Origin of the sequence: Kordia jejudonensis, from assembly GCF_001005315.1 — a bacterium.
GTDB classification, from domain to species: Bacteria; Bacteroidota; Bacteroidia; order Flavobacteriales; family Flavobacteriaceae; genus Kordia; species Kordia jejudonensis.
Genome location: NZ_LBMG01000052.1, coordinates 1 through 22697, shown reverse-complemented (window position 1 = coordinate 22697; position 22697 = coordinate 1). Strand labels below are relative to the sequence as shown.

General features: G+C 35.5%; 19 protein-coding genes and 1 pseudogene. 7 read left to right on the top strand and 13 right to left on the bottom strand.

The features are described from left to right. Positions 1-209: 209 nt before the first annotated feature. Positions 210-1289, bottom strand: a complete 1080-nt coding sequence (locus AA089_RS19515) for a CNNM domain-containing protein (protein ID WP_046758683.1) — start codon at positions 1287-1289, stop codon at positions 210-212. Between the two features lie 253 nt (positions 1290-1542). Between AA089_RS19515 and AA089_RS24990 the strand changes: the two genes are divergently transcribed. Next, on the top strand, positions 1543-1704 hold the full coding sequence (locus AA089_RS24990; protein ID WP_156169142.1) for a hypothetical protein: 162 nt from the start codon (positions 1543-1545) through the stop codon (positions 1702-1704). Between the two features lie 85 nt (positions 1705-1789). Here the strand turns inward: AA089_RS24990 and AA089_RS19510 are convergent, their stop codons facing one another. The 3 genes and pseudogenes from AA089_RS19510 to hemB all read right to left on the bottom strand — a co-directional run bounded on the left by AA089_RS19510 (position 1790) and on the right by hemB (position 3695). Beyond that, positions 1790-2296 (bottom strand): DinB family protein, encoded by a 507-nt coding sequence (locus AA089_RS19510; RefSeq protein WP_046758682.1) that lies wholly within the window; start codon positions 2294-2296, stop codon positions 1790-1792. 7 nt (positions 2297-2303) lie between these two features. Then, a pseudogene (locus AA089_RS25835) lies at positions 2304-2546 on the bottom strand (c-type cytochrome); the annotation flags it as partial. Positions 2547-2720: 174 nt separating this feature from the next. Beyond that, the gene (hemB, locus tag AA089_RS19500) at positions 2721-3695 is read right to left on the bottom strand and encodes a porphobilinogen synthase (RefSeq protein ID WP_046758680.1); all 975 of its coding nucleotides are present in this window, start codon (positions 3693-3695) and stop codon (positions 2721-2723) included. Positions 3696-3762: 67 nt separating this feature from the next. Between hemB and AA089_RS19495 the strand changes: the two genes are divergently transcribed. From AA089_RS19495 to AA089_RS19475, 5 genes are all read left to right on the top strand, one after another. Continuing rightward, the gene (locus AA089_RS19495; protein ID WP_046758679.1) at positions 3763-6426 is read left to right on the top strand and encodes a DEAD/DEAH box helicase family protein; all 2664 of its coding nucleotides are present in this window, start codon (positions 3763-3765) and stop codon (positions 6424-6426) included. 131 nt (positions 6427-6557) lie between these two features. Continuing rightward, entirely contained in the window at positions 6558-7094 is a 537-nt protein-coding gene (locus tag AA089_RS19490) for a hypothetical protein (protein ID WP_156169140.1), read from the top strand. Positions 7095-7154: 60 nt separating this feature from the next. Next, a complete protein-coding gene (locus AA089_RS19485) occupies positions 7155-7652 on the top strand; it encodes a DUF6252 family protein (RefSeq protein WP_046758677.1) in 498 nt (165 codons plus the stop codon). 22 nt (positions 7653-7674) lie between these two features. Beyond that, positions 7675-8214, top strand: coding sequence for a hypothetical protein (locus tag AA089_RS19480; RefSeq protein WP_046758676.1), 540 nt, complete (start codon positions 7675-7677; stop codon positions 8212-8214). A 90-nt stretch (positions 8215-8304) separates the two neighbouring features. Then, positions 8305-11451: a T9SS type A sorting domain-containing protein gene (locus AA089_RS19475; protein WP_046758675.1), complete on the top strand. Its 3147-nt coding sequence runs from the start codon at positions 8305-8307 to the stop codon at positions 11449-11451. 305 nt (positions 11452-11756) lie between these two features. Here the strand turns inward: AA089_RS19475 and AA089_RS19470 are convergent, their stop codons facing one another. From AA089_RS19470 to hemA, 9 genes are all read right to left on the bottom strand, one after another. After that, the gene (locus tag AA089_RS19470; RefSeq protein ID WP_046758674.1) at positions 11757-12188 is read right to left on the bottom strand and encodes a PaaI family thioesterase; all 432 of its coding nucleotides are present in this window, start codon (positions 12186-12188) and stop codon (positions 11757-11759) included. 44 nt (positions 12189-12232) lie between these two features. Beyond that, the gene (hemF, locus tag AA089_RS19465; protein WP_046758673.1) at positions 12233-13138 is read right to left on the bottom strand and encodes an oxygen-dependent coproporphyrinogen oxidase; all 906 of its coding nucleotides are present in this window, start codon (positions 13136-13138) and stop codon (positions 12233-12235) included. A gap of 92 nt (positions 13139-13230) precedes the next feature. Continuing rightward, complete coding sequence (locus tag AA089_RS19460) at positions 13231-13998, bottom strand: EI24 domain-containing protein (RefSeq protein ID WP_046758672.1); 768 nt, start codon at positions 13996-13998, stop codon at positions 13231-13233. Next, positions 13995-14519 (bottom strand): GNAT family N-acetyltransferase, encoded by a 525-nt coding sequence (locus tag AA089_RS23915; RefSeq protein WP_162200461.1) that lies wholly within the window; start codon positions 14517-14519, stop codon positions 13995-13997. The genes AA089_RS19460 and AA089_RS23915 overlap by 4 nt, the downstream gene beginning before the upstream one ends. A 94-nt stretch (positions 14520-14613) precedes the next feature. Next, positions 14614-15204 (bottom strand): porin family protein, encoded by a 591-nt coding sequence (locus tag AA089_RS19450; protein ID WP_046758671.1) that lies wholly within the window; start codon positions 15202-15204, stop codon positions 14614-14616. 286 nt (positions 15205-15490) lie between these two features. Further along, a complete protein-coding gene (locus AA089_RS19445; protein WP_046758670.1) occupies positions 15491-17056 on the bottom strand; it encodes a T9SS type A sorting domain-containing protein in 1566 nt (521 codons plus the stop codon). 85 nt (positions 17057-17141) lie between these two features. Further along, on the bottom strand, positions 17142-18167 hold the full coding sequence (gene hemE, locus AA089_RS19440) for a uroporphyrinogen decarboxylase (protein ID WP_046758669.1): 1026 nt from the start codon (positions 18165-18167) through the stop codon (positions 17142-17144). A gap of 404 nt (positions 18168-18571) precedes the next feature. Next, positions 18572-20149, bottom strand: a complete 1578-nt coding sequence (gene hemC / locus AA089_RS19435) for a hydroxymethylbilane synthase (RefSeq protein ID WP_046758668.1) — start codon at positions 20147-20149, stop codon at positions 18572-18574. Further along, positions 20146-21405 (bottom strand): glutamyl-tRNA reductase, encoded by a 1260-nt coding sequence (gene hemA / locus AA089_RS19430; protein WP_046758695.1) that lies wholly within the window; start codon positions 21403-21405, stop codon positions 20146-20148. The genes hemC and hemA overlap by 4 nt, the downstream gene beginning before the upstream one ends. 204 nt (positions 21406-21609) lie before the next feature. Here hemA and AA089_RS19425 point away from each other — a divergent pair, with 204 nt between their 5' ends. Beyond that, positions 21610-22497, top strand: a complete 888-nt coding sequence (locus tag AA089_RS19425) for a helix-turn-helix transcriptional regulator (RefSeq protein WP_046758667.1) — start codon at positions 21610-21612, stop codon at positions 22495-22497. The last annotated feature ends 200 nt before the right edge of the window (positions 22498-22697 follow it).

The window sequence follows — 22697 nt, the reverse complement described above, 5'->3', positions numbered from 1 at the left end:
ATTCGTCGATAAAGAGAGTGAAAATATAGACGAACTGCAATTTTTTTATAGTTTTGTCACGCCCAAAATGTTACTGTGAACTTAATTATATGATCAATTCCTATTTACTGAAAAAATTAAGTTAAACAATACATATCAGCATTAAAATAGTTGTTAGTAGTTGGTAATTTATGTTAAAAAAATCACCAATGATAAAATGCCCAGGAGATTTATTCTTCTGGGTTATTTTTTTCAATCAATCCAAGCTGTTTTGCACGTCTTTCCCAGCTCTTACGTGCCAATTGTTGTAGGTCAGCAACATTATCACTTTCATCCATAATTTCTAAGCCTAGTAAGGTTTCAATAACATCTTCCTGACTTACCAAACCGCTTACCGAACCGTATTCGTCAACCACTAAAGCAATATGTTCGCGGTGTTCAATAAGTTTCTCAAACAATTCAGGAATTGGCAAATTACGGTCTGTAACGAGTAATTCACGTTTGATAGATTCCAACGGTTGATCTCCTTTTCCATGAATTATGGCTTCCATCAATTTATCCTTTAAGATATATCCAGAAATATCATCGGTTTTTGCTCCGTGAATCGGAATTCTTGAAAATTTTAAATCAGGATTTTCATCAAAAAATTCTTGAATCGTTTTTTCAGAACTGTCAATTTTTAATACCGATCGAGGTGTCATTACATCTTTTACTAAAATATCCTTAAATCCTAATAAATTACGAATCACTTTACTTTCCGATTCTTGAAAAACACCTTTGTCCGTTGCAATTTCCGTCATAGCAGAAAAATCTTCACGACTCAGCACGCTTTCTCCGTGCCCTTTGCTTCCTATGATTTTAGTGAATAGCTGTAAAACCCACAGCATTCCTGTATATTTTAGAATGATGACCATTATTCCGAGTGTTTTTGTGGTAAAATTTGCCAATTGTCTCCAATATTTGGCACCAATTGTTTTTGGAATAATTTCTGAAGCGACTAAAATTAAGATCGTCATGATCACAGAAATGATAAGTACGCCATAACTATCGCCGTCTCCATATAGTTTTTTTGCTTCTGTACCTACTAAAATAGCACCAACAGTATGTGCAATAGTGTTTAACGTAAGAATGGCGATCAAAGGTTTGTCTACATCTTGTTTTAGTACTTTTAGCGCAGCTGCATAAGGTTTTCCTTCTTTCTTCTTAATATTTACAAACGTTGGAGTAACGCTCAGTAAAACGGCTTCTAAAATGGAACATAAAAACGAAAAGAAAATAGAGATAACTCCGTAAAATAGTAGTAGTGTCATTGTTGTTAAAAATTGTATACAGCGAATTTAGATAATATTTTAATCAATTGTTTAAATATCTGTATGAATCCTAGGAGTTTCTGCTTTTTTAAAGCATTTATTCGATGTAATGAGCTTTTTTAGTTAAAAAAAATAATAAGTGACCTTTTATAAAACATAAGGTGCTGTTTTATAAAAGCTCAGTGTATGTCTTTGTTTTGCAGTATTTTGAACTCTAGTTTTGCTTCATAATTAAATCAAAACAGTTACAATTATGAAAAAAAAGAATGTAAAATTAGAAAAACTAGACATTGCAAAATCTACAGTTGCTAATCCTAAAGGTGGAGCACGTCCGTACACACCGCCAGCAGAACCAATTGAGGAAAAATGTATCTCAAGACCTCAAATTTCATGTGTTACTGATTGGTGGCCATAGGATTTCTAAACACAAAAGCTGTTTTGAGAATACACATTTTCAAAACAGCTTTTACACTTACAATACGTTCTTCGTACAAAACGAATTACCAACCTCTATATTTTGGTGGTTTTACATCGTTGAGATTCAAATATACAATCAATTGTCCACGATGATGTGTCACATGATCTTGTAACAAATTTAAAATTTGCAACTTGGTTTTTGGACCTGCAAAAAAATCTACGACTTCTTTCAATTCTTCCGCAGAAGCCTGTTTAATAATGTCTCTACTATTGTCAAACGCTTCTTTAATTGCAGCAATAACTTCCGCTTTTGTGGTGTAGGTTTGCTTTGCAACATCTTTTTTATCTTTTGCAAAATACGTGGTACTCAACCAATCCATATTTCCTTTGATATGTAATAATTGTTCTTTGAATGTTTTTTGACGTTCCGTAGGTTTGTAATCGTATTTCTCTTCAGGCATTGCTTCTGCCATTTCCACCAAATAATTTTTAGAATTTTCCCATTTCTCTAAAAAAGCAGTCATTGGTGTATTTTGCGCTTTCGCGAATGAACTCACAAGCATGATGATACAAAAGATATATTTTTTCATAAATAATTTAATTGGTATATGCTAAAATTGATTGAATGTCTTCATTGGATAAATTTGGAAAAGGAACACAAATCAAACCTCTTTCGTTATTTGGTTTGATGCTACTTGTTCTATCTTTTCGTAAAAACTTGCGAATATCTTCAGTCGTATAACGCTCGTTAATATCACGCAAAAATGGACCTGTTGATTGTTTATCTAACTTATGACAAGCGGCACAATTGGCATTAAACAATTGCTTTCCTGCTTTAGCTTCTTCATTTAAGGGCGGAGATATGTAATATGTGCCACAAATAAATTGTGGCTTCTCTTTAATTGCCATTGCAGCAGCATACTGCTGTTCTTGGGCGTTTACATAAAATAGGATCGCTGCTCCAGCAGAAATTATAAATACAAATATGGAAATCGCAGCTTTCATGTTTAACTATTATGACAATAATTTAATAACATCTTTGGCAAAATAACTAGCAATCATATCTGCGCCAGCACGTTTAAACGCCATAATCGATTCTAACATCACCTGATCGTGGTTGAGCCAACCTTTTTCAGCCGCCGCTTTAATCATCGCGTATTCGCCACTAACTTGATACACCGCCACAGGCACATCAAATTCGTTCTTTACTTCGCGGACAATATCCAAATATGCCATGCCAGGTTTTACCATCACAATATCGGCGCCTTCATCAATATCCATTTCGGTTTCACGCATGGCTTCATGACGATTCGCAGGATCCATTTGATAGGTTTTTTTATCGCCAAAACCAGGTGCAGAATCCAACGCATCGCGAAAAGGCCCGTAAAACGCAGATGCGTATTTTGCACTGTAACTCATAATACCAACATCGGTAAAACCTTCGTCTTCTAACGCTTCACGGATGCTTAAAATTCGTCCATCCATCATGTCACTTGGCGCTACAAAATCAGCACCAGCTTCCGCATGCGAAACGCTCATTTCTGCCAACACTTCTACAGTATCATCATTGACAATTTTACCATCTTCCACAATGCCATCATGTCCAAAAGAAGAATACGGATCTAATGCAACATCTGTCATCACAATCATATCAGGACACGTATTTTTGATGGTTTTAATGGCACGTTGCATCAAACCATCAGCATTTAAAGCTTCTGTTCCTTTGTTATCTTTTAAATGATCAGGCACTTTTACAAACAATAAAACCGATCGCAATCCTAAACTCCAAAGCAATTTCAATTCATCAACTAACGTGTCTAAACTGTGTCGGTAATAATTTGGCATGGATGCTATTTCTTCTTTCACACCGTTGCCTTCAACCACAAAAAGTGGTACTAAAAAATCGTTGGCAGTAATTATATTTTCTCTTACCAAACCACGAATGGCAGCATTGGTACGTAAACGTCTATTTCTTCGAAGTGGAAACATAAATTGTTATTTAATAATAAATCGTTGCATCTAAAATATCTTTTCTATTTTAGATGTCACAAAGATAATGAATATTAAACCGAATATCCCGAAAGTTATATCAAACACGCCATTTGAAACGTTACGATTTCAGTTTTCTTGGCGAAACTATCAAGAGCAATTTTTAGCACATTTTAATGTACATCTAACTGACAATCATTTGCATGTGGTTGCGCCACCAGGTTCAGGAAAAACCATTTTAGGGATTGAAATGTTGCGCAGAGTGCAAAAGAAAACCATTGTGTTTGCACCAACGTTGACGATTCGGAATCAGTGGAAAAATCGATTGCTTACTTTTTTTACAAAAGACGGATCATTTACAGACTATTCTTTTGACATCAAACAACCTGCTATGTTAACCTTTGTGACGTATCAGGCATTGCATACGTTTTACAAATCGTTTGACACGAAAGAAGCCTTTTTGGCCTATTTTGCATCGTACGGAATTGAAGCGATTGTATTAGATGAAGCACATCATCTGAAGAATGAATGGTGGAAATGTTTATTTGCCTTAAAAGATGATCGCAACCTAACAACCATTGCGTTAACTGCAACGCCGCCAATAGATAGTACAGATCAAGAATTATCGCGATATTTTGAATTGTGCGGTCCGATTGATGAAGAAATTGCCGTGCCCAATTTGGTCAAAGAAGGCGATTTGTGTCCGCATCAAGATTTTATACATTTTTCCACACCAGATGAAACACAAATACAAGCAATTGTTGATTACCGAGAAAAAGTAGCTGTATTTGTTCGTGATTTACAGTTAGATGAATTATTCGTTTCCATGCTAACATCACATCGTTTTTTGAATGTTACGGATGAGATTTTAGAGGAAATCTACAAAGAGCCAAGTTACTTTTCTAGTATATTAATTTTCTTAAAATCGGTTGGAAAAGAAATCAATCCGTTTTTGTTAGAAGTGTTAGGTTTTGAAGAAAATACAAAAGTCAGTTTGCCTAGTTTAGAATATGATTGGTTAGAAATTTTATTGCAAAACTTAGTGTTTACCGATCGTGAGCAATTATTCATGCATGAAGAATTTTTAGCAAAACTAGAAGATCGCTTGCGCAGAAATGGAATGCTCCATAAAAAACGCGTGCGTATTTTTGGCGATGAACAATTGTACAAAACATTGGCAAATAGTCCGAGCAAATTGCAAAGTATTGTTGACATTTTATACCATGAACATCAAAACTTAGGGACACAATTGCGCGCGGTTGTTTTGACTGATTATATTCGGAAAGAATTTTTGACCTATCAAGATATTACAGCCGTCAATTTATTAGGCGTATTGCCAATTTTTCAACATGTTCGAACTTCATTAAGCGATATTTCTACATTGGCAGTACTTTCGGGAACGATGGTAATTATTCCGAAAGCGTGTTTGGAAATTTTGGCAGAAATCAATCCTAAAAAAACATACAAATATTCATTGTTAGATTGCGATGATAGGTTTGTAAATATATCAATCAGTACACAAGTAAAATCTGATGTAGTTGCTGATATTACGAAATTATTCGAATTTGGACATATCACAATGTTGGTTGGAACAAAATCATTATTGGGCGAAGGTTGGGATTCTCAAGCGATCAATACGCTCATTTTGGCATCGTTTGTCGGTTCGTATGTTTCGTCAAATCAAATGCGTGGAAGAGCCATTCGATCACAACAGGGAAATCCTGAAAAAGTAAGTACTATTTGGCATTTAGCCTGTATTGATCCCACAGTTATTGATGGAGGAAGCGATTTGGCAAAACTAAAACGCCGTTTTCATGCTTTTGTTGGAATATCGAATACAAAACCTGTGTACATTAGTACTGGAATTGGCAGATTAACTTTGCCATCAACATTTGAAAGTGATCATATTGAAGGAATAAACGAGCGTACATTCGCGCTAGCAAAAAATAGAAAGCAGATAAAAAACGCTTGGGAAACGGCGATTAAAAAAGGAAATTCGTTGACGACCGAAATACAATATTTCAATGAAAATAAATCTAGCGGAACACGGAGAAAAGAGATTTATCATCGCGATTTGGCAACATATATTTCTGTGGAACTTTCTATTGGTGTCGCAATTGTGTTAATGCAATTCTATTTTTATGAAGTTTTTATGCACATGGAAATAGGTGTTTTGTATGGAATTTATGGCTTACTTTCTTTGATAGGGATGTATTTAGGATTTAAAATAGTTACGAGAATTCGTGTGTATGTGCAATCGCGTTTTGTGCATAGAAACATGATTGATATTGGCGAAACCGTTTTGCAAACCTTGAATGATCTTGGGTATGTTACCACCAATCTTGACGAAATTGACATTCGTTCGGAGCATTTGTATGGCGGCGATACCGTTTGTAATATTTACGGCGCTACACGTGTAGAAAGTGCATTGTTTGTAAAAGCGATGCAGGAAATTTTGGATCCGATAGAAAATCCACGCTATTTGTTAGAGAAAACGAGCATTTTTGGCTCAAAATCAGATTGGCAGAACTACTTTGCAGTGCCTTCTATCTGTAGCGCGAGAAAGAAAGATGCGCAAGTCTTTTTAGATAATTGGATTCGATATGTTGGCGATGCAAAATTACGTTTTACCAGAACAGTCATCGGACGAAAATTATTGATCAAAGCACGCTTATTTCACGTGACCAATGTGTTGAAACAAACGACAAAAAAAGAAGTGATTTGGAAGTAATAAATTTTAGTTAAAAATAAAATTCACGTATCTTACTTACAAAAATATCTGTATATTTCTTACTTAATATATTGTGGTCTAAATTGACTCTTACAACTATATAGAAGTCATTTATTTATGAATACTACGCTTTGAAAAAACTCAAAATTTTTAAAATAGTACTCGTCATGCTCATGCTTGCAAGCTGTAACAATGATGACGATCATCCAATAAATCCTGTGGACCAACTTCCTGCGGCTACCCAAACAGGCGAAAATACCTTTGGTTGCTTATTAGACGGCGAAGTTTTTTTGCCAAGCGGTGGCACCAACCCACTAGATTGTGTTTACCAATTTGTAGATGGCGGTTATTATTTTGCTTTACAAGGGAATAGAAGAAATTCTAATAATAATCTAGTTTTAATTGGTTTAGCCACAAGAGATTTTCAAATTTTTGAAAATCAACTATATATACTATCTGAAAATATTTCGCCTAGTGTTTCTGGAGTATATGCATTAGGTGGAATGTTCAGTTATACATCAGCTATCTATACAGGCGAATTGCGAATCACCAAATTAGACGAAATCAACCAAATTGTATCGGGTACGTTTTGGTTTGATGTAGAAGATAGCAATGGCGTTGTACACGAAATTCGTGAAGGTCGCTTTGATATGCAATACACACAATAATAAATAGATACAAACGCTTTGAAAAAACTCAAAATTTTTAAAATAGTACTAATTATACTCATGCTTACAAGCTGTAACAATGATGACGATCACCCAACAAATCCTGTTGACCAACTTCCTGCCGCTACCCAAACAGGCGAAAATACCTTTGGCTGCTTATTAGACGGCGAAGTTTTTTTACCAAGCGGTGGCACCAACCCACTAGATTGCGTTTACCAATTTGTAGATGGAGGTTATTATTTTGCGCTACAAGGGAATAAACGTGATAGTAATAATAATTTAATAAATATATCTATCGGTACAATAAATTCTCAATTAATTGAAGGGGAGATTTTTCAGTTGTTGGAAAATCAGGATGGAAATGTCACCGCCAGATATTCCTTTAATTCCATTTTCAATTATACAACACAAATCTATACAGGCGAATTAGAAATTACCAAATTAGATGAAACCAATCAAATTGTATCAGGTACATTTTGGTTTGATGTGGAAGATCCTATTTCTGGAGAAATCCGCGAAATTCGGGAAGGTCGCTTCGATATGCAATACACACTTTAATAAAAATAAATACACATATATTATGAAGACACTCACATTTTTTAACATTATACTAGTCATGCTGCTTTTTGCAAGCTGTAATAATGATGACGATCATCCAACAAATCCTGTGGATCAACTTCCTGCGGCTACCCAAACAGGCGAAAATACCTTTGGTTGCTTATTAGATGGCGAAGTTTTTTTGCCAGGCGGTGGCACTAACCCACTAGATTGCGTTTACCAATTTGTAGATGGCGGTTATTATTTTGCACTACAAGGGAATAAACGAGATAATAATAATATTGGATTATTAATCGGCATAGGGACCAATAATTTTCAAATTTTTGAAAATCAAACGTATATATTAACTGAAAACACGCCTCCAAATGTATCTGGAGCATTTGCATTTGGAGGAGTATTTAGTTATACGTCAACTACCTTTACTGGCGAATTACACATTACAAAATTAGACGAAACCAATCAAATTGTATCAGGTACATTTTGGTTTGATGTTGAAGATCCTATTTCTGGAGAAATTCGTGAAATTCGGGAAGGTCGCTTTGATATGCAATACACACAATAGTCATAAAAAAAAGCCGTACTGCGCCAACAGTACGGCATACATCAAACACAAAAATTAATTCATGTTTAACTTAAAAAAGGAATCAAATTTATGAAATCTTATTTACTTTATGTCAAAAGCTGTCTTGTACTCTTTTGTCTGTCAGTTTTTACAACTAGTACTGCGCAAACTATTCATACTGAATATGCTGCGCGTATCAATCAAGTCTTTGCCGGGATTGATAAAAACCGAGTGCCACACCATTTACTAATTGACTACGCCATGGAGTTTGCAGAACTCGCTGCCTATGATGGCACCATAACTTCAGATAATATTGTACATCGTGGCACCTATACTGCCATATACAATACTTTATTGATGGCTCGGGTACAAACAAATGTTCCCGATTTGGTACACCCAACAACTTTCAAAACCAATTGGGACCATCTGCGAAAGCGCGATACTATTGCCCTCAGTGGATTGTATTACACATATAGTAAACTAAAAGCGGATGCGTATCCAAATTCATTGACTGTAAGCAACGGTAGATATTATGATAAATTCTTTAAAGGAACTTGGCGTAATCCGTATGAAGAAAAGCAAGTCTTTGCCATGGCAGCACCCATATTAAAATATAAAAAATTAACGCTGACTGCAACCTTACCAGCAAGTTTGTGGTATACCAACCAAGCCAGTACTGTACAAAATATTGCAGTTGATTTTGGCGATGGCAATGGATATCAAAATATGACGTTTGGGCAGTACAAAACAATCTCATACGCGCAAGCTGGTTTGTATGAGTGGAACTATAAGCTAACACTGACCAACAACCAAGTATTGTATGCACACAGTAAAATACATATAGAAGTTGCAGGAAGGACATCAACACCAAATTTAGCGGAAAGAACAATTGATGAACCCTGCGCTATCAATGCTTTAGGCATTGACGAAGTAGAATTTGTGGGAACACAGACATATTTGGGACAACGTAATACTGCTACCTTGGAAATTGACTATGCAAACGATGATTGCACTATTCGTAGACCGCTAATTGTTGCCGAAGGCTTTGACAGTGGTTTGTTAGGTACAGAAAATGGCTTAGGAGATAATGAGTACGAAGGTTTTATTAGGGATGCTTTGTTTTTCACAGGAAACTTAGCAGACGAACTACAAGACTACGATATTATTTACGTCAATTGGGGCAATGGCAAAGACCACTTGCAACGCAACGCTTTGTTGTTAGAAGATATAATTGCTTGGGTAAACAGCGAAAAAGTAGGCAATACGCCCAATGTAGTATTGGGGCAAAGTATGGGTGGCGTTATTGCTCGGTACGCACTAACCGATATGGAAGAACGCAACCTAGTACATGATACAAGTTTATACATAAGCCACGATGCGCCGCACCAAGGTGCCAATATACCATTAGGAGTTTTGTATTTTGCTCGCCACTTGGTTGATCAGTTTGTAAGTACGCCTTTGGGCGATATCAATATAAATCCTGATGATACATCCCCAACTTCAATAGAAGATATCCAAGCACTTATTGATGCGCCTGGTACGCAACAACTATTAATTAATACTGTAGCTAGTAATTTTTCAGTAACCAATACACTACACACTAATTTTTTCACTGAATTAAGAGGCTTAAATTCAAATGACGGCTATCCGCAATTGACTCGAAATATTGCGATAAGTAATGGAAGTCATTGTGCAAATCCGCAACCTTTTAGTCCAACGGATGCCTTATTTTCTATAGATGGTGATGGAAACACAAGTATATTAACGGACTTTCTTTCGGAGTTGTTAAGTCCATTAGGTGACATAGGATTTATAGGTTCGGCAATTCTTCTGGATGAACCTGGATTATTACTTGGTATATTGCCTGGAAATAGTAGTTTTAATTTGGATTTTGGTGTGAATGCATTGCCCGACGTTGGACAAACCGCTCAGATATATAAAGGAAAAATTGTATTTACCAAAAAGCTTTTGTGGGTTTTAGATATCAATACCACGATTACGGATAGAAGTTATAACAATCCAACAGGAGTTTTACCTTTTGATTATTATCCTGGTGGGCAATATTTGTTAGATCTTATTGATACACAAAATTCGTCCGTTAGTGCATGGTTTGGTAGTTATGGTATTAACATTGCTATTGTTGATGGATTTGATTTTATTCCAACACCAACCTCTTTAGATGTAGGAAGTGGTACTACTATACTTAATAATGCAGATTATTTTGAAGTATATACAGCGGCAAATCCACCAACAGGGACAAAAGCCATTCCTTTTGATAATTTTATTACGGCATTTGAAAATGGTAGTATAAATGAACAACATATATCATTCAACGCTCGAAACGGAAATTGGCTGGCTACCGAACTCAATGCAGATCCTAATGATCAAGATGTTTTTGACTGTTCTTTTATTTGCGATCCAGATGCAATTTCTGGTCCTAGCTTACTTTGTGCATCAGCTAATTTTTCAGTAGGAAATGCTACTACAACAACTACATGGACATTAAATCCAGCAAATGCAGGAACTATTGTAATTAACAACAATACAGATGTTACCGTAAATATAACTCCTGGTTTTAACGGAAGTGTAGTGATTACAGCCGCTGTAGCATCGGAACGATGTGGAAATGCAATACTTACCAAAGACGTACATTTTGGGCGTCCTACAGGTTTTGCATCCGTTACTGGAGATACTGATATCAACCCGAGTCCAACAGATTCAGCAACGTTTTCAGTAGATACAAGTAATTTAACAGCATTTACTACCATTGATTGGGTCGTGTTTAGCAACGATTTTCCAAATGCAAATCAATATTTTACGTTTCTAAACGCTGCAAACGGAGCAACAACCAGTATAGTTGCAGCTAGTAATACGCCAGAAGGTTATTATACCATACAAGCGAGAGTTGCAAATACATGCGGTTTTTTTCCTGCGAATAAGACATTTTATGTAAATGAAGCGCTTCCAGATCAATTTTTTCCAAGAATGTTTACAGTGTATCCAAATCCTACTAACGGAATTGTACATATTGAATTGATTGCAATGGAAAATAATAAATCTATACGCAATGAAGCTATAAACGGTCAGTTATATGACATATATGGCGGTCTTAAAAGAACCGTGAAAATAACAAATAACGCTGCAACATTTGACACAAGAGGTTTAGCAACAGGTGTGTATATACTGAAAGTAGATTGTAAGAATTTTATTGAACATCATCAAATTATTGTTAAATAAGATATTATTCCGCATAACAGAAGATAACGAGATAATCTGTTTAGTTGTCTTCTGTTATTTTTCCCATTAAACTATAAAATGCAACATATAAACTCGTTCATTTGCCATCCTAGTTTATTGTGAATACTTTCCGTAGTAAACCATTCATTACGTCCTATGATACCAAAGCAACTTCGTCTCTAAAGTCACATTTTATAATCAAATTGGTATGACTTCACTATTGAGTGAATGGTAATCGGTAAAAAACGACCGTGAATGAAATGGTTGGAAAATAATCGATTTTTAATTTACGCTAATTCATAATCTTATTGATACCCAATTTCTTCCGTAAGCGGAATTTTACTTTTAGCAAAATTTCCAATGCCAAACGCAATTTCTCTCCCTTTTTCATCAAACAAACTACTTTCAGCTACGAACAAGTTTCTCGATTTGAATTTAAGCTTTCCTGTTGCTGTAATTTTTCCGCTACTGACAGGTCGTGTAATGTTGATATTGAAGGAAGTCGTGAGTACAAAAGCATCTTTTACAATGGAATTTACTGCAAAGAAAGCAGCATCGTCCAAAAGCTTAAAATATACCGAACCATGAATCGCGCCAAGCGCATGAAAATACTTCGGATCAATAGTCATGGAAATGATCGCAGTTTCATCAGCAATGGTAATTTTTGTAGTGTCATATATCTGCGTATTCATATTTGCAGATAAATACATGCGCTCTAATTTTCGGTAGTGTTCCATGAATTAAAAATAATGAATTCCTTTAGTTGATGATAGCATGAATTTTAAGAAACCCATTCTTTCGGATGTTTCAATACTTCAATCAATTTTGCTTCTTCGCTTCCTGCTTCTGGATGATGATTGTATTTCCATTGTACCGTTGGCGGTAAACTCATGAGAATGCTTTCAATACGTCCATTGGTTTTCAATCCGAATAAGGTTCCTCTATCGTGTACCAAATTGAATTCTACATACCGACCGCGACGCACTTCTTGCCAATCTTTATGCGCTTGTGTGTATTCCATATGTTTACGGCGCTCCACAATGGGTACATAACTTTCCAAAAAGCTGTTTCCAACTTCCGTGACAAAATTATATCGATCTTGCATAGAAAATTCGTCAGTCTTTTTTAGATAATCAAAAAACAATCCGCCAACGCCACGCGCTTCGTTTCTATGTGTATTCCAAAAATAGTTGTCGCAGGTTTCTTTGTGTTTTGGATAAAATTCAGGATGGTGTTTGTCACACGCTTTTTTACAAATGGTATGAAAATGTGTTGCATCTTCATCAAACAGATAATATGGCGTCAAATCTTGTCCGCCACCAAACCATTGCGTTACGACGTTGCCTTTTTTGTCATACATTTCAAAATAACGCCAATTGGCATGTACCGTAGGAATGAAAGGATTTTTAGGATGTAAGACCAAGCTCAATCCGCACGCGAAAAAATCGCCTTGCTCTACATTGAAGTTTTTACGCAAGGCTTCTGGCAATTCTCCATGAACCGCAGAAATGTTTACGCCACCTTTTTCAAATAAGTTTCCATCTGCAATGACACGTGTGCGTCCGCCGCCGCCTTCGGGACGTTTCCACAAATCTTCTTGAAACTTGGCTTTTCCATCAATTTCTTCGATTTTTGATGTAATAGTGTCTTGTAATTGATGAATATAGTTGAGAAAAAGGTCTTTCACACGTCTGAGTTTTTAATACTTGTATTATAATTTTCGGTATACAAAGATAGCACGATTTGCTGTGTTTACACAATTAGAAATACGTTTACCGCTTATAATTGCAAACGATTTTTAGCAAACTTTTCAGGATGTAAGGCTTTGAGCGTTTCTGTGGTAGAAGCTACTACCGATAATGGCAATACAATTAAAATTCCAACAATAGGAATTAACAAGATGAGCATAAAAACAATACCGTTTCCAATGGCAATTCCTCTGTTTTTTCGGACAAAATCCACACTTTCTCGGTATGAAAAATATCGTTCTAACGTATAATCCATGTTTCCGAAACCTGCATAATAGGCTTGTATTAGAAAGATGAGAAATAGAAAAATGAATCCAATCAAGGGAATGAAACTGAAAATAAAAAACGGAATAATCCAGAGAATTTCCACAATTAGATTGCGTAAATTGATTCTTATTCCACGAGCCAACGCTGAGGTTTGTGCTTTTAGTCCTATGTGTTGTTTTGTAACTGTTCCTGTGAGATGCATTTCAATTTTTTCAGAAATTGGCGTCATAAAAGGCGCTGCAACTGCCATTAAAATATGTTTGAAAATTACAATTCCGAAAGCAATAACAATGAGTCCACCAATAAAATAGCTGATGCTGGTTACCGTTTCTTTTCCCCAACTAAATTTCCAAATACTGGCAATGTAACTTCCAATATTGTCCGAAAGTCCATATGCCGTAAATAGAATAAAAATTCCTAATACAAAACTAATTACAATTGGCAGTATAAAATAGGACCACAAATTTAGTTTACTCAGCAAAGAAAGTGCTGAAAAATAGGCTTGTATTCCGTTAAATATATCTTTTATCATACGACTCTTTCAAAATGTAAAACGTCCATAATATTTCCGTGAAAATCTTCATGTCCATCTTTAATACGTTTGGTCAATGCAAAGTTAAACTTTTCTGCAATACGAAGGCTTCCAGGATTGTCTTCGCCAATTACAAGACTTGCTTTTTGCAATTCCAATTCGTCTTTACAATAGGCGAGGAGTTGCTGCATTCCTGCGGATACAATTCCTTTTCCTTCGTAGTTTCCATCAATAAAATAGGCAAGTTCACAGGTTTTGTGAATCCAGTCTAATTTTTTAATGATTAATAATCCGATGGGCAATTCCGTAGTTGAATCTACAATTTTGAAGGTGTAATTTTCCTTTCGCGAGACTTCTCTGATTTTCCTGTTGATGTAATTTTCTGTTGCAACCAACGAACTGTTTTCTTTCGCGGTAATCGGAAAGTATTGATGCAGTCGTGTTGCATTTGCTTGAATCAAATCAAAAAGAGGTTTTGTGTCTTTTTGTTTGAGAAGTGCTATGGAAAATTGTGTTTGCATACACGTTGTGTTTTCGATATGAAGGTAAGATAAAATAAAAAAACCATCATTCAAAAGAAGCGAATGATGGTTTCTTGTCATATTTATTTTTTCTTTATAGATCGAATCCTACAGAAAATAGCCAAACACGGTTTTTCGGACTTCCATCATCATAAATGTCACCCAAACCTAAATGGTAACGCGCACTTAGTGTAATTCCGCTATCGGTTCTGAAACCTGTACCAAAGTTGGCACCGTAATCAAAGCTGTTTGGATCAAATTCTTCCGAAGTATCAAATAGATCAAAGTTGCTGTCAAATTCTTCTTTATGAGAAATGGCAACACCAATTTGCGGTCCGACTTCTAAGAAAAAATTATCGCTTAGATATCCTTTCAGCATTAAAGGTAAGTTGATGTAGTTTAACTTTTGTGTGAAGGTTCCGCTGTTTGTTTCAATTTCATATCCTTGTTGCGAATATAAAAGTTCTACCTGCAACGCAATGTTTTGGTTTAAGAATGATTCTCCATAAACTCCCACGTGAAAACCACTACGATTACCAGTATCAGCATCGCCGTCAAAGTTTACTGCTGCCAAATTGTAACCACCTTTGATTCCAAAATTTCCTGTTCTCGTGGTAGTGTCTTGTGCATTTCCTACTTGGAAAGCCATCAAAAAGAGTCCTAGCATTAAAATTACGTTCTTCATTTTTTCATTTTTTAAGATTGTTTTTAACAAGAGTTATTTTATGATGTAAAATTATATGACATCATTTTTTCAGATTAACTCATTTGCAATCATTTTATGCTCCAAAAAGTTTTATTGATTGGATTTTTGTAACGAATTCATGAATTTTTTACCATAATACATGATAAAATCGTAGTCAGGTTCAGCATATGGAATTTGAGTTTAACCATCTAAAAATCTAGAAGCGCAGCGCTCTAAGAATCTAGTAATTAAATTGCTACAAGTTATAAACTCACGCTATCACACTTTATTTTATAATGATTTTGGAAGATTTTTTCCCCAATTCAGATTGTACACTAAAAATGTATGTGCCTGTTGACAAATCATTCAGCGTTATTTTTTCATTGAAGTTTGCATTTCCTTGTTGTACTACGCTGCCAATCAGGTCAATAATTTTGTACTCAAAACTATTGGAAGCACCTTTTAAATTTGTTACAGTGAGATATTCTTTTGAAGGATTTGGAGAAATTGCAAACTTTATACGTTGGTCATCAACATCATTGAGTCCAAGGGTAGCGCCATTAAATTTTGCAAGATAGGAATGCGCACCATGAGTAGCACTATCTCCTGAATAGGCAATGATAAAAGAACCATTATCCAAATCAAATAATTGACTGACAAAATCGGCTCTCATAGAAGAATCTGGAGGCGTTGTTTCAAAAATATGGTAGCCATTACTTGAACTTGAATAGTCTATACTGCCATCCGAATTAAATCGCATCACAAAAAGTTGTCTGTTAATACTTGGACTTGGCGTAAAATCGCTCACACTTCCCGCAACCAACATTTTTGAATCGGATAGTACTGTAATGTGATAAAGAAATAGATTTGGAGCGCCTGTAAAACTATATTGTGAAGTCATACCATTATTGGCAAATGTAGTATGCAAAGCTCCGTCCGAGAGTTGTATTTTGGACAAAAACACTCGATCTCTCACTTGATTGGAATTATCATATTGATGCAACAGTAAAATGGTATTGTTGGCATAATCAAATTGTACATCTTTTATTGAGGAATAAGACGTATTTGCCATGACAAGTTCGCCATTAGTACCAAAACTAAGATCGTCAGTTCCATCAGGTAATTTTCGTACCAAATAAGATTCGTTTATGTCCGTTGATAAGTTTCTTTTGGCACCTACAAACATGAATTTTCCATCATTTTGCAAGTACATTTTATTCAAAATTTTATTGGTGCTGTTGTTGTACACACTATATGTATGTAAATATACACTTCCTCCACTGCCAAAAGTAGCGTCAATCATACCGTTGGCGTCTAATTTCATCAAGTAATAATCAGAACTGTGCTTGGCATATACAAAACTATTTCCAGCGGCATCAATAACAACATCCAAAGGATCATCATTTCCAGAACCATACGAATACAACGTTTGTCCGTTGGAGCCAAAAGTAGTATCAATATCTCCGTTCATATTGAACCGAACAACCATTAAATTACGATTGTTGTATGGATAAATTGCATACGATCCAAAAAAGTATAGTTTGTCGTTGTGGTAGACTAATTTTTCAAATTGGATAGCTCCATCTCTACTTAGACCTCCCGTAAAAGAAGTATCAATAGTTCCGTCAGCGTTTATTTTTTTCAAACTCAAACTCCAACCAACGGAAGTAACAGACGCATATCCTGTGATAAATTGACCATTTGGTAAAAGAACCGTATCTGTTAAATCGTTTACAGTCTGAATGGTAAAAGCGGAAAATCCGTTATTTCCAAAAGAAGTATCTCGTGTTATTTGCTGTGAATACAGGTTTCCAAAGATTGCTAAAAAAAGTAGGAGTGTAAAGTTTTTCATATATGTTATAGCTATATTATGAAGTATATGACGAGTTTTATAAAGTCATGTCCTCATTAAGTAACAGCCAAAAATACTTAAAAAATTACGAACTTTTGTACTCTTTTACCGCGTCAATGAATGCTTTTGCATTGTCTAATGGAATATCTGGTAAAATTCCGTGCCCGAGATTGACGATGTATTTGTCTTTCCCAAATTCGTTGATCATTTGATGCACCATTTTTTTGATTTCCGCTGGTGGCGAATATAAACGCGTTGGATCAAAGTTTCCTTGAAGCGTTATGTTTCCACCTGTAAGGTAGCGTGCATTTCGCGCAGAACACGTCCAATCGATTCCTAAAGCAGAAGCGTTTGATTGTGCCATTTGATTTAACGCAAACCAACATCCTTTTCCAAAGGCAATTACTGGCGCATCGTCTTTTAAGGCTTCAATGATTTGGTTGATGTATTGCCAAGAAAATTCTTGATAATCGGTTGGCGATAACATGCCGCCCCAAGAATCAAATACTTGTACTGCGTTAACTCCAGCTTTTACTTTTTCTTTGAGATATGCAATGGTTGTATCTGTAATTTTTTGCAATAATTGATGTGCTGCTACAGGATTTGTAAAGCAGAATTTCTTTGCTTTGTCGAAGTTTTTGCTTCCTTGTCCTTGTACACAGTAACATAAAATTGTCCATGGAGAACCTGCAAAACCAATTAATGGAATTTCGTCATTTAGCAATTCTTTTGTGGCTTTGATAGCTTTGTACACGTAGTCTAAAACCTCTGGATCTGGAACAATAGCATTATCAACATCTTTTTGTGTACGTACCGGATTTGGCAAGTATGGTCCAAAGTTAGGCTTCATTTGTACTTCAATGTTCATGGCTTGCGGAATGACCAAAATATCTGAGAATAAAATGGCAGCATCCATTCCGTAACGACGAATGGGTTGTACAGTAATTTCACTTGCCAATTCTGGTGTTTGACAACGTGTAAAGAAGTCGTACTTCTTTTTTATTTCCATGAATTCAGGTAAATATCTTCCTGCTTGGCGCATCATCCAAACTGGCGGACGTTCTACCGTTTCTCCTTTTAAAGCTCTTAAAAATAAATCGTTTTTTATCATAATTTAGTTTTGAGTTGTTAGTATTGAGAATTGAGAATGGCTCATTACTACTATCTTATATCTAATTTTATTTTTCGTTTCAAAGTACTTCTCGATACAATTTTCTATCAAAAATCACTCGAAGTGACGTTTTGGATGTTTTCAGTATTGAAAAAAAACTTACGACTCACTACTCATACCTCATTTCTAGTTTTTACTTCAAAGCACTTCTCGATACAATTTTCTATCAAAAATCACTCGAAGTGACGTTTTCGTTGTTTTTAGTATTGAGTAAAAACTCACTACTCATATCTCATTTCTAGTTTTACTTCAAAGCACTTCTCGATACAATTTTCTATCGAAAATCACTCGAAGTGACGTTTTAGGATATTTACTAATCCCTAAAACCTAATACCCAACACCTATTACACATAATGTTCATTCACCAACTCAATCACACTTTCAACAGTTGGAACTTTGGCAATACGAACATCTTCAAAATGTTGTTTTGCTTCTTTTGCGGTGGTTTCTCCAATACAAAATGCAATTCCTTTGGCTTTGTTGGCCGATATGTAACTTTTCACAGTTGATGGACTGTAAAACATAACACCTTCAATTCCGTCTTGTAGTTTTTCAGCGTCCAACATGGTTTTGTACGCGTGTACTTCCGTGACTTCTATGTGATTTTCTTCCAAAATTGTTGGCAACGCATCCAAACGAATGTCACTACAGAAATAGGTTACTGAAGTTCCTTCAATGTATTCTACTAAATATTCCGCTAGTAGTTTTGAATTCCGTGCCGATTTGGTAACAGGACCAATTTTTTGTTCAATGAGTTTTTTGGTTCTACGTCCGACACAGTAAATGTTTTTAAATTGTAATTCTTCTGCTGAGAAGTTTTGGATTAAAGCTTCAACCGCATTTTTACTGGTAATAACCACATTTTTGATCGGTTTGCGAACAACTTGTGGTTTGATTCTGTTTAAGCTGATTTTAATGAAATCGCTGCTTTCAGAAACTATTCCTTCGTTGAATAGTTGTCGCTGTGCTTCCGTTAAAAGTTTGGTAGAATACACATTGATTTTCTTTCCTGAGTTTTTTATTTCATCCATCAAGCGTTTTCCGCCGCGTTCAATGATGAAATCTGAACAGTATTTTGCCAATTCGTGGTGTTCGCCAAGTTTTTCGTAGCGTGTCACGTAAATTCGCTTTGTTCCGTCGGTACTTAGTAACACACCTTCAAGCGTAACGACTTCATCTTTTATGTATGCAATGGCTCCAATTGGTGCTGTACAACCACCTTCTAATAAGTTTAGAAATTTACGTTCAATTCCTGTGCAAATTTCAGTTTCTTCATGATTGATTTCGGCACAAATCGCTCGTACTTCTGAGTCTTCTTCTAATGCGGTAATCATGATGGCACCTTGTGCGGGCGCAGGAACCATCCATTCTAAGTTTACAGAATCTTCTGGTCGTAAACCAATTCTACCCAATCCGGCGGCAGCGAAAATAGCACCGTTCCAGTGTTCAGTATCTTCTAGTTTTTGCAAACGTGTGTTTACATTTCCGCGTAAATCTTCAATGGTATGTGTTGGATATCTGTGGAGCCATTGTGCTTTTCGGCGTAAGCTTCCAGTAGCAATTACGGCATCGCGTTGCGATAAGAATTCTTCATTTTTCTTAAATACCAAGGTGTCACGCACATTTCCACGTTTTAAAACGGCGGCTTGTACAATGCCTTTTGGCAAAACAGTTGGCACATCTTTTAACGAATGTACTGCAATGTCAATGTCGTTATTGAGCATGGCAATATCAAGCGTTCGCGTAAATATTCCTGTGATTCCGAGTTCGTATAAGGGTTTGTCTAGGACTAAATCTCCAGTAGATTTTACGGGAACTAAAACGGTTTTGTGACCAAGAAATTCTATTTGTTCTTGTACTACTTTAGCTTGCCACAATGCGAGTTCACTATCTCTAGTCCCGATTCTGATGAGTTTACTCATATTGAGTTATTTTCCAATTGAAATACTTTTTGTATCAATGCTACACTTTCTTCTGAAGTTGTGTTTTCATCTTTGAGATGATTGGCGAATTGTGTAGTTATTTTTTGAATGATTCTGTTTGTGATGATTTCCGCTTGTGTTTCGTCGAAATCATTCAGTTTTTTACGTTGAAAATTGATTTCAGCATTTTTCATTGCTGTCAATTTTTGTTTTAACGCTTGAATAGTTGGTGCAAATTTTCGCGTTTCTAACCAAGCAATAAATTCAGATTTTACTTCGTTTATAATCGCTTCCGCTTGTGGAATGTGCGACTTTCTTTTTTCTAATGTTTCATCGGTAATTTGCGATAACGCATCTAAATGAACGAGCGAAATAGTGTCTAATTCCATTACATCTCGTGAAACATTTTCAGGAATTGACAAATCTAAAATTAACAGCTCTTTATCCGTATGAATGTCTTTTCTAGTAACTGTTGGGCATTGCGCGCCAGTAGCCACAATTAGTACATCTGTTTTTTGAATTTCGGACGTGAGATTTTCATAATCTTTCACAATCAAATCGAACTTTCCAGCAATTTTTTCAGCTTTGTCTTTCGTTCTGTTGATTAATGTGATATGATTATTTTTCGTGTGCTTCACTAGATTTTCACAGGTATTTCTTCCAATTTTTCCTGTTCCAAACAGTAAAATGTTCTTTTCTGAAATATCTTTAACGTTTTTTAAAATGTATTGTACCGAAGCAAAAGCAACCGAAGTTGCACCTGAAGAAATTTCTGTTTCGTTTTTGATACGTTTACTAGCTGTAATTACCGCATTGACCAAACGTTCCATAAAACCGTTGATCAATCCAACTTTTTGTGAAGCTTTGAATCCTTTTTTGAGTTGCGAAATGATTTCGAAGTCTCCTAAAATTTGACTGTCTAATCCAGTACCAACTTTAAACAAGTGCGAAATGGCATCTTTGTTTTCATGAATGTATGCTACTTTCTGAAACTCTTCTGCTGTTCCGTTAGAATAATCGCAAAGTAATTTGATAAATTGGCAAGGACGTTGAGCAAAACCGTAGATTTCCGTTCGGTTACACGTGGAAATGATTAATGCGCCATCGCCAATGTTTTCAATACGTATCGTTTCAAGAATTGAAGCTTGATTCGTCTCAGGTAAACTAAATTTTCCACGAATGTGAGCTTCCGCTTTCTGATAGCTTAGTCCTACACAGTAGAAAGAATTATGTCGCGAGATATTGTATTGCTTCATAGAAATTTTAAATTCGTTAACAAAAGTATCATTCAACATTAAATAAAAATAACGCTCAAAGGACTTTTTATATCGCTATAAGTTTTTTAGATACGTTTCCTGTTAAAAACATGTAAAATGTTGTAAATTTACTGCAAAATAAGGCTTTTTAACCTAGTTAACATAGAATCATTCTAAATAAAGCCAAAACACGTATTTCTACTTATGGAAGAAAAAAATATCGCTCAAGGTACTTTACAAGAGACTCAAATAGAAGATGGGTTTTTTATTTTGAAGCTTCAAAATGATAGTGATGATACTCAACAACTTATCCGAGAAATTGACAGTAGTTTTATACAGTTTCATTTTTGTGTGAAAGGGAAGTGTAAGTTCAATTTTAATAATGGACGCTATGCTTTTGACGTGTTGGACGAACATGCATTGTTGCTGTACAATCCGCAAACCGATTTGCCTATTAACGTAGATGTGATGCCGAAAACGTGGTTGATTTCTGTGTTGATTCCGATAAAAAAGTTTCATGCGTTGTTTTCTACAGAAGCCAATTATATTCACTTTTTAGACGCTGATAAGAAGGACAAAAAGTATTATGATAATAAGGAAATAACGCCAATGATGGCCGTTGTGCTGAATCAGATGCTGAATTATAACATGCACGAATCTATAAAGAAATTATACTTAAAAGGAAAAGCGTACGAGTTATTGAGTTTGTATTTTAATAGAAGTGAAGATGCCGATATAGAACAATGTCCGTTTTTGGTTGATGAAGATAATGTAATGAAAATTCGTCGCGCCAAAGATATTGTAATTGCAAATATGGCAGAGCCGCCAAGTTTACAAGAATTGGCAAACCAAGTTGGATTGAATATTAAGAAATTAAAAGAAGGTTTTAAGCAAATTTACGGCGATTCGGTATTTAGTTTTTTGTTTGATTATAAAATGGAATATGCGCGCAAGCTTTTAGAATCGGGAAGTTATAATGTAAATGAAGTTGGACATAAAGTTGGGTATAGTACGGCGAGTCACTTTATTTCAGCGTTTAAGAAGAAATACGGAACGACACCGAAGAAATATATTCAGGCAAGTATTTTATAGATGCGTTTTACTTTTGGAACTACATTGCTTCGTTGTTAGATGCGGAAATACTAAATGTAGAATATTAAATTTTAAATGTAAAAGTAGTAAACGGTATTGATACGGTTTAAAACTCGCGCTAGCAAAAGAATTATATTAAAAAAAAAGGAAAAAGTTGTAATGATCCTTTTGTCTGTACGAAGAAATAATGAGAAAGCAAG